General features: G+C 37.0%; 8 protein-coding genes and 1 pseudogene. 1 reads left to right on the forward strand and 8 read right to left on the reverse strand.

The features are described 5' to 3' along the window. The 5 genes from mobV to ACLHDF_RS32795 all read right to left on the reverse strand — a co-directional run. Positions 1-683, reverse strand: a 683-nt coding sequence (mobV, locus tag ACLHDF_RS32775; protein ID WP_413922461.1) for a MobV family relaxase, incomplete at its 3' end; no start/stop codon positions are given. 690 nt (positions 684-1,373) lie between these two features. Continuing rightward, positions 1,374-1,790, reverse strand: a complete 417-nt coding sequence (gene arr, locus ACLHDF_RS32780; RefSeq protein WP_098591290.1) for an NAD(+)--rifampin ADP-ribosyltransferase — start codon at positions 1,788-1,790, stop codon at positions 1,374-1,376. 177 nt (positions 1,791-1,967) lie between these two features. Then, complete coding sequence (locus ACLHDF_RS32785) at positions 1,968-2,480, reverse strand: DUF3967 domain-containing protein (RefSeq protein WP_413922462.1); 513 nt, start codon at positions 2,478-2,480, stop codon at positions 1,968-1,970. Positions 2,481-3,240: 760 nt separating this feature from the next. Further along, positions 3,241-3,858 carry a MarR family transcriptional regulator gene (locus ACLHDF_RS32790; protein WP_413922463.1) on the reverse strand — a complete coding sequence of 206 codons (618 nt, stop codon included), beginning with the start codon at positions 3,856-3,858 and terminating at the stop codon, positions 3,241-3,243. 234 nt (positions 3,859-4,092) lie between these two features. Then, positions 4,093-4,590: a hypothetical protein gene (locus ACLHDF_RS32795; protein WP_413922464.1), complete on the reverse strand. Its 498-nt coding sequence runs from the start codon at positions 4,588-4,590 to the stop codon at positions 4,093-4,095. A gap of 240 nt (positions 4,591-4,830) precedes the next feature. Here ACLHDF_RS32795 and ACLHDF_RS32800 point away from each other — a divergent pair, with 240 nt between their 5' ends. Next, complete coding sequence (locus ACLHDF_RS32800) at positions 4,831-5,115, forward strand: DUF4183 domain-containing protein (protein WP_413922465.1); 285 nt, start codon at positions 4,831-4,833, stop codon at positions 5,113-5,115. Positions 5,116-5,216: 101 nt separating this feature from the next. On the opposite strand, the gene ACLHDF_RS32805 is transcribed toward ACLHDF_RS32800, so the two are convergent. The 3 genes and pseudogenes from ACLHDF_RS32805 to ACLHDF_RS32815 form a co-directional block, all read right to left on the reverse strand. Then, positions 5,217-6,047, reverse strand: a complete 831-nt coding sequence (locus ACLHDF_RS32805; protein WP_413922466.1) for a DUF4183 domain-containing protein — start codon at positions 6,045-6,047, stop codon at positions 5,217-5,219. An 892-nt stretch (positions 6,048-6,939) separates the two neighbouring features. After that, positions 6,940-7,107, reverse strand: coding sequence for a Spo0E family sporulation regulatory protein-aspartic acid phosphatase (locus tag ACLHDF_RS32810; RefSeq protein ID WP_413922467.1), 168 nt, complete (start codon positions 7,105-7,107; stop codon positions 6,940-6,942). A 513-nt stretch (positions 7,108-7,620) separates the two neighbouring features. Continuing rightward, positions 7,621-8,356: pseudogene (locus tag ACLHDF_RS32815) on the reverse strand (plasmid recombination protein); the annotation flags it as partial.

Genomic DNA, 8,356 nt, shown 5'->3' on the forward strand with positions numbered 1-8,356 from the left:
GGTGGTGCTGTTTTTAATTCCACCAAATTATCCATACGTTGAAGCTCTTTTTCCTTGTAAGCCACTAGCTGTTGCAAATGCTTTAGCTCTTTTTCTCGTTCTTGTTTCTTAAACTCATGCACACTTTTATGCTGCAGCTCGCTCGGCTCGCCACGCTCAATATCATAACCACGTTTGTTCATGTAGTTGTGAAAGTCATCCTGGATTCTACGAATCTTGGTTTTACCATGAAAATACTCTTTCGCCGCCAAGCGTCGATCCTCCGTAATCGGCACAAACCCGACATGCATGTGTGGCGTTGACTCATCGTTATGTACGACGGCATATAAAATGTTCTGCTGGCCATACTTGCCAGCTATATGGTCCAGTGATGCTTCAAAATATTTGCGCTGCTCGTCTGGCGACATCGCATGCATATACTCCGGACTGGCCGACACAAAGAATTCTGCCACCAGGACGGCATCATTCCGAATCTTTCGTTTCACACGTGTGGCCGTCATCTTTTTAATTTCTTCATGGTACTTAATTTTATCCTCATTCACAAAGTCATAGTTGAGCATCGTCCTGTTTGAATCGATGTCTCTATTTTTACTGTTCTCGCCTTCTCGTTGGTTGTGCTTCTGGATCCCTAATATTGCGTCTTTGTGGAACTTTTGCATCCGGATAATCCCATATTTGGCCATCCCTCAATCCCTCATTTCGACCACTGTTCTTAGGTCCAGCATACCATAACTTTAGATTTGGTGTAACGCACTACACCAATTTTTCATCTTCGATCAAATTGGGAGCGCGCTCTACGAGGTGGCGGTCGGAATTCCTTCCTGTGTTTGGCTCCGCCAAAAAGAAAAAAGACATCCTAAACGGATGCCCTTTTTCTTAAAGACCGTGGACGCCGTCCACCACCTGCAAGGGGAACTCTTCCCCTTAACCCCATCTAAAAAACTCCCCCAACCCCCTCACTTTTTTGAGGGGGCTCCCTCGCCGGTTGGCGTCAAACAAACGAGTTTGTTTGAGTGCCAAGAGGGTTTAGGTCTATTGCGTCTATCAACTCCTTAAATTCTCGACCTGGCGGTCTTGCGATTTACCGTTGACAGACTTCCAATGTTCATTCACATATCTTTGGTTGGTTGATGGATAGAATAGCATGGTCAGCTTTTGCATTTGTCATTTGTTCCTGGACGAAGATCCATATAGCCATATTGATAACCACAGCAATCAGTAGAAAACTCCTATTCCTATTAATAAAGGTTTCCTCCTTCAAGTCATAGTTACAACAAAGACCGCCCATTAGATATCATCCTATAAGGCGGCCTTCATTGCATGTATGCTATATGTTTACTCCAGGAATCAAGACATTATCTCTCATATGAGGATCAATCGTATATTATATTCTTTCCCTCTTCACTTAACTTTTTTAAAGATGTAAGCATATGATTTATTTCTTCATCGGAATGTCTTTCCCATGAACCTAATTCAGCTACTATTTTCAAGGGAGATTTAGATCTATAAGAACGCGTTGGGTTTCCAGGAAATTTTTTATCAGTTAAATTCGGATCATTTTCAAAATCGCCTAATGGTTCTACAATATAAATTCTCTCTTTTGAATTAGATCTTGCTAATTCAGCACCCCATTTAGCAGCGTTTAATGTTCCAGTAAAATAGATATGGTTAGATTTTTTATCCTGATAATTAGATAAATACAACGGTTCAAGCAGGTCTCCAATTTTTAGTTCTGCTTTAGTACCGTGAAAAAACGGACCAGGATCCAAGACATTTTTCTTCTCATTCATATAGCCACACCCTTTATACTTTTTGACTTGCGTATAACAGTATAAGGCCGAACATGAGTGGAAAAACAGTCTATAAATAATTTTCAATTAGGGTTATAATTAAAGTAGAGATTAAGATGTTATCGGAAATTAACCATCCAAATAAAAAAAGACTGCTAAATAACCAGCAGTCTTTTTTTATTTCCAAAATTCCCACCACTTCTTTTTTTCCTCAGCAGCAGCAAGTTGTTTTCTTGTCTCTTGGATTTCACGTATATGGCTCATACTTTGTTGGTCCATACGTTCCACAAGCTTTTTATTAAACTCCATTTGTTCCTTCAATTGTTTTTTTATCTCTTCAAGACTTTGGACCATATCATCAATTTTATCTTTGAATTCATGGGCTTGCACAGCCATTTGTGCTGGTTGCATGGGGGGCGTTCCTGTGCGTATGCCATAACGCTCCACTACTTCTAAACACGCAGCTTCTTTAGTCTTTCGTTGAACTTTTACAAGTTGTTTAAACAATTGTAGGGCTTTTAGATCATGATCGGTAAATGCACGGCTATCATTTTCCCCCTTAATGAACTTATAACCTGCGGCCTCCAATTGAATACACCACTTTCTCAAAGTGCTATCAGATATCTCTAGCTTCTTTGCTATTTCACCAGTCCAATACGCCGGCTCTTGGCCAAGTTTTGCTTCTGACATACCGTTCCCTCCCGTGCAATTATAATTATATAAATAGTTATACCTTGTATCTCAAATATCCTTTAAACAATAACAAAGAACGCCCCCCGTGCACATTATTTCGACCATGCACGGGGGGCGTTCCCATACGATAAATCCCATTATAACAAGGTTTTGACGCTAATATGTTTTTTGAGATTTTATTTATAACAAAAACAAGTGCACGCCCCCCATGCAACCATTTCCCATGGGATGCATGGCAATCGTTCATACCCGTTCCCCCGTTCGTTTTGGGGTGGCGCGCTGGCTAGGGGTTCGGGGACTAGTCCCCGTTTGCGTCTCTTATTTTTAGAAAACAGAAATTTAGGACGGCTGCTCTGGCGGTTCGGCAGGTATAATGGCCGTCGTAAGCCGAGCATCTTTAACTTCGTTTTGGGTATGTTCGGCTTGGCGATATAACCACCCCTGCCGAAATTTAAAATACAAGGAGAAAAGAGTGGAGATTTTTTAAGTGATTTTTTTAAAAAATACTACTCGAACCTTGTATTTTAAATAGCTATTTTAGTTTTATACTTTTAGCGAAAAAACTATAAAAAGACCCTTGCAATTCTATCAGCGAATTGCTATTTAATAAGAGAATGAGAGTAAGATACGGTACTAAACCTTTATAAACCTTGATATATCAAGGTTTATAAAGGTTTAGTACCGTATCAAATTTGATACGGTACCGTATCAAATTTGATACGGTGAATAAAATAAAAAAGCCGTATTATTACGGCTTTTAAAATAATTTTTGTGGTAATTTTTTTAATATGGGATTAGATTTCATCTGATTTTTAAACATTAAAATTAAATGCTCATCTACCTTTTCTTTATCCCCTACATAAATAATATTTGGGTTTACAAACAAGACATAATCTTTAGCTTGTTTTACATCTTTTATATCTCCAGAAACGGCCTTGGCTAAAACACCTTTTTTTATTAAGCTATTTACTATTCTGCTAATTTTTGTTCTAGATGTTCCTAAACGATCAGCAAGTCCTTGAATAGTTAGAGCACTAGGTGGTTTACTCATTATATTACTTACAATGGCATTCGAATGCATACTAATATTCGGCTGAATATCAGTTAAAAATATTTTCTCCTCACTACTAAAATATTTTTCTTCTCTTAATAAAATCCAATTCATTTGTAAAAATTGAGCAAAACGTATTCTAGATTGAGGACTCTTTTTAGTGCCTATGAAAGCTTCTTTACCAGTAGCTCTACTGACTATTTTAAGAGCATTTTCTAGCTCTTCTTTTGAGACATTATTATAATTATGTTCAAATTCTTTATTCTCAATTTCAAAATCTTTAAGTCTAGCTTTTCTTTCAGCTGACTCTAATGCTTTTTCCAACTTAATTCCTCCATTTTTTTGTAGAAGGAATTAACCCTATTGTGTTAGAATACAGTTATAACGTTATGTATTTGAAGGTTAATTCCTTCTTAATAAGATTTATTTTGAAAAGTCCTCCTGTCCGCTAAAACTTGAGGGCTTTTCTTATGTCTAATTTTCTACCAAATCCTACATTTTTGCAAACCCTATTTGTCAAATAAGGAAGAAAACTCACCTTCATTTAAGGTGAGTTTTCTAGTCTAATAAGCCTTTTTCCTTGAATACTTTTCTTAGAGCTTCATTCACTAATTCAGATTTATAACTCTTTGGAACTCGATCAATAATACTTAAAACATCATCATCAAAATAAAAACCTCGATATACTCTTTTAGAACGATCTTTTGGATTCTGTAGCAAGATATCGATTGCATCTACTTTGCTAGCAATAGTACTAGCTTTCAAGTTGCTAGTACTATTGCTTTTACTTTCAATAGTACTAGCTATTTCACTGTTAGTTTGCTTTTGTTCTGCTAGCATTTTTTTATTTTTAGAGATAAGTGTACTAAAATCAAGGTTTAAAGGTTCTGGATCTTCCCCAACATAATGATAAATACTTTGCTTATTGTCCCACTCATATCCTAATTTCTTAATCTTTAATTGAATAGTACGAGTACTTACATTGTACATATCAGCTAATTCTTTAATCGTTATTTCTTTTACTATAATTTTATTTAATATCTCTTTTACTAGCATTATACTAGCCTCCACTTTCATTTTAAGAGTATGTAACTAGTATTCGAACGAAACGTGATAATTCCTACTTTTACACAAGAATAGTAGAAGTCAATTTAAACGTATCAAAATTCTTATAAAATGTGTTTATTTATTAGATAATTTACCGTTACCACAAAAAAATAAAATAATAAACTAATAAAAGGACAAGTATTTTCTCTGACGAATTGTCCTAATATATTTGAAAAGGGGTGAATCTAGATGCCTATTATCAAACCTTTTATGGCTTCAAGAAAGTTTTCTGCCACAATAGGAGATGGTACAGGTACTGGTGCCACATTTGCAATTGCGGCAACAGCTTTTACAGATGATACTGGTGCCGCTGCTACAGCATTTCCAGGATCATTTGCTTATTATGTTTTATATATAAACGCGCAGCCTCAAACAGCCGATACCTCAACCATTACTACTACTACTATAACTATTCCAGGTGGCGATGCACTTGATGGGGGAACTCCAGTCCTTATTGAAGTTGTAGTCAACTAGTCCTTTTCTATAATCAAGACAAACCGATTCTTTTTTAGGAAATCGGTTTGTTTCGGCTTTCCTCTGTAAAACACCGCATAATGTACATATAATGCATTTCATTAATTAATAATTATAAACTGAAGAGTAATTGGAGCTTCCTCTGAGGGGGCCTCCTCCAAAGTTAATTTTCCCTCTTCAACTGTGTAGCTACTTTGAGGTTGGAGGATACCATTAATAAACAAGTTAATATAAGAAACTTTGCTTGGTGATAATATCTGAGTTGATCCGTATTGTGATAAGCCATCACTGTTTGTATACTCAAGTTTTTGTCCATCGGAAAGGGTAAAATATAATATGTTAGTCGTTGCTATTGGTCCCGTAATTGGTGGACCTTGAGGACCTGCTGGACCTCGGGCGCCCTCTGGACCTTGAGGACCTGCTGGGCCTTGAGCACCCTCTGGACCTTGGGGGCCTTCTGGACCTTGAGCACCCTCTGGACCTTGGGGACCTGCTGGGCCTTGAGCGCCTTCTGGACCTTGAGGACCTGCTGGGCCTTGAGCGCCCTCTGGACCTCGGGCGCCCTCTGGACCTTGAGGACCTGCTGGGCCTTGAGCACCCTCTGGACCTTGGGGACCTGCTGGGCCTTGAGTGCCCTTTGGACCTTGGGGACCTGCTGGGCCTTGAGTGCCCTTTGGACCTTGGGGACCTGCTGGGCCTTGAGTGCCCTTTGGACCTTGGGGACCTGCTGGGCCTTGAGTGCCCTTTGGACCTTGGGGACCTGCTGGGCCTTGGAGTGAGTAACAACAAGGTCCGGAATCAGAATAAGTAACTCGAAGAAAAGATACAACAGTAGAGCTATGACACCTATCGGATATTCTCTTACAGTAACGAGTTTTACGCCTCCCCTTCCTGTAACATACCCTTTTATAATAAGAAAGTTGACATTTCACATTTATTTCATCCTTTCGTTTGATTCTTTTTTAATTTATTCGTATACCAAATAAAATGAAATAAAATGTATAATTTATATACATCCAGTTACTATAATGGGCTTTCCCAGTATTCATAAAGGATGGATATTAAGAGCATAATAGATGAAATAAAAAACCCAACAAATACAAAAAAACATTGGCTAATGTTTAGCCAATGTTTTTTTGTATTTATATAAATACTGTCAAGAAGATGTTTTTTCAAAAAAACGGATGATCCTAAGAATACAAATTATATTATACTCATTGACCTGTTTTTAAGTGAATTGTCTAGGCTAATTTGGGCAAACTACTCAAGACACCGTGAGGCATCAGTCCTTTGGTTTAATAAATGTAGTAGAAAAAACTCCTGAACAACCTGCAGGAGTTTTTTCTGTTTTTAAGCTGTATATCATATACAAAGGTAGTTAACATAATATCTCTTTCCGGAACACATTAAAATGAGAACCCTTATTGGGAGAAGGGTTCTCGATGGGGCCTTGTTTCTTCTTTATGCAGCTTTTTATACATCCTTGATATAACGGGGTTTCCTTGGATAAGTGGGTAAGGATTTAATGTATAAAAAGTGCACGTTTTATACATATGTTGTTCAGGAAAAATATAGTCTTTATGGCAAAAATGTGATATTATTTAAGCCAGTCGATTTTTTACACTTTCATAGGTGTATCCCTAAAAGCAACCTCGCCGGCCAATGCCGAGGTTGCTTTTTATTTTGTTACTTTTTTACCTCGACAAAGCATGGATACATGAGGTATTTTATATTTGCACATGTTTCATCTTTTATCGAAGATAACTAGAAACCACACACCTAAGAAAAGCCCTCAATATAGAGGGCTTTTCTTATATTCAAGAACTATTTAATCTTTTCTAATTCATTTAACATCTCGTCAATAAATTGACTGATTTCTACAGTGTTATTACTTGTAAACCCCTCTTGAAATGCCGTTTTGATCAGAGATTTTCTCTCTTTTTCAATCTCAACCGTTAAAGCCTCTTTTAAGATCACCTTATGAGATTCCAATATTCCCCTCACCCATCATTTGCTTTTAATCACAAAACTAATATAAAGTTGATTATTCTAAGACTAATCAACCTTATATTAGTTTTATCTCTTTATTTGTATGCAAATAATATCTTACAGTATACAAATGTCCTTATACAACGGAATTTTATCTTTTAATCTCTTGTTCCTGGCTCTTATTAATTATTTTGGAATCAAAACTTGTCATACAAATTTTAATTTTCATCTTCACAACCAAAAAAGTTTGTGATATACTTCACATATAAAGATATCCATGACTAACCAGAACACTCTTGAATGTAAAGTAGAAAAAGCTATTTCACTCCGATGCCAATACGATTGAAATAGCTTTTTTTATGTCCTTTTTTACTTTACTTTTAATATCTCTTTTTACTTATCAGTAAAACCGTAATTATAAGCAGTTAACAGTAAATAAACTGTATAACTAGTCACACAAGCAAAGATAACAAGTAAAGCGATCATTTTTAGTTTGTTCAACTTCATTTCTCCTTTTTATCTTTCTAGTTCTTGTTCCTCGCGCTTTGATTGCTTTCGAATACCACCCACATATTGAAAAAATGAAATCTGTTTCATCCTCTCGACATTCTTGTCAATCCAATTTAACGCTTTTTCCTTCCAAACTTTCAATGTTTTATTCTCTTCTTTAAGCTCATCAACCTGTTTATTCGCTTTTTCAAGCTCTTCTTTTGGCACATAATCCTTTATATAACCAAGATTCATCTTTGTTAAGCTCTCATTCACTTTATTTGCCTGTACAAGCTCTTTTTTTGTTTTCTCATGTTTCTGCTTCTCAATCATTAAATCGTCGCTGAGAGAGCTTATATGAGCTTGATATTGCTTATCTAGTTCTCTCTTAACCTCATCTTTGATGTTTTCCTTTTGTTCAGCTGAAAAATCACGTACCAACTTCTCACGCATTTTCTTTTTAGCCTTCTCCACTTCGCCATCTTGATGCGCCACGTATATCTGTAGTTCTTGCCTTGTCTCACTCAAATCATGCTTTAATACCTTATTCTCTTTCTCATAGCGATCCACCTCACGACTCAATGCATGGGTACTCTCATGCTCGGCCGCCAATGTTTGCTGTAGCTCTTTTGTGAGACTCATAAGCTCATGGAAATCTGCTTCTTCCACTTTCATTTTAGAACCCATAACACTCTTGGCCGCCGCTACTTCAACAGGTTGGCTACACAACTCCTCAATACGTCTCTCGCTACGTATCTCAACG

The organism is Priestia megaterium (assembly GCF_046599315.1).
In the GTDB taxonomy this organism is placed as follows: domain Bacteria; phylum Bacillota; class Bacilli; order Bacillales; family Bacillaceae_H; genus Priestia; species Priestia megaterium_F.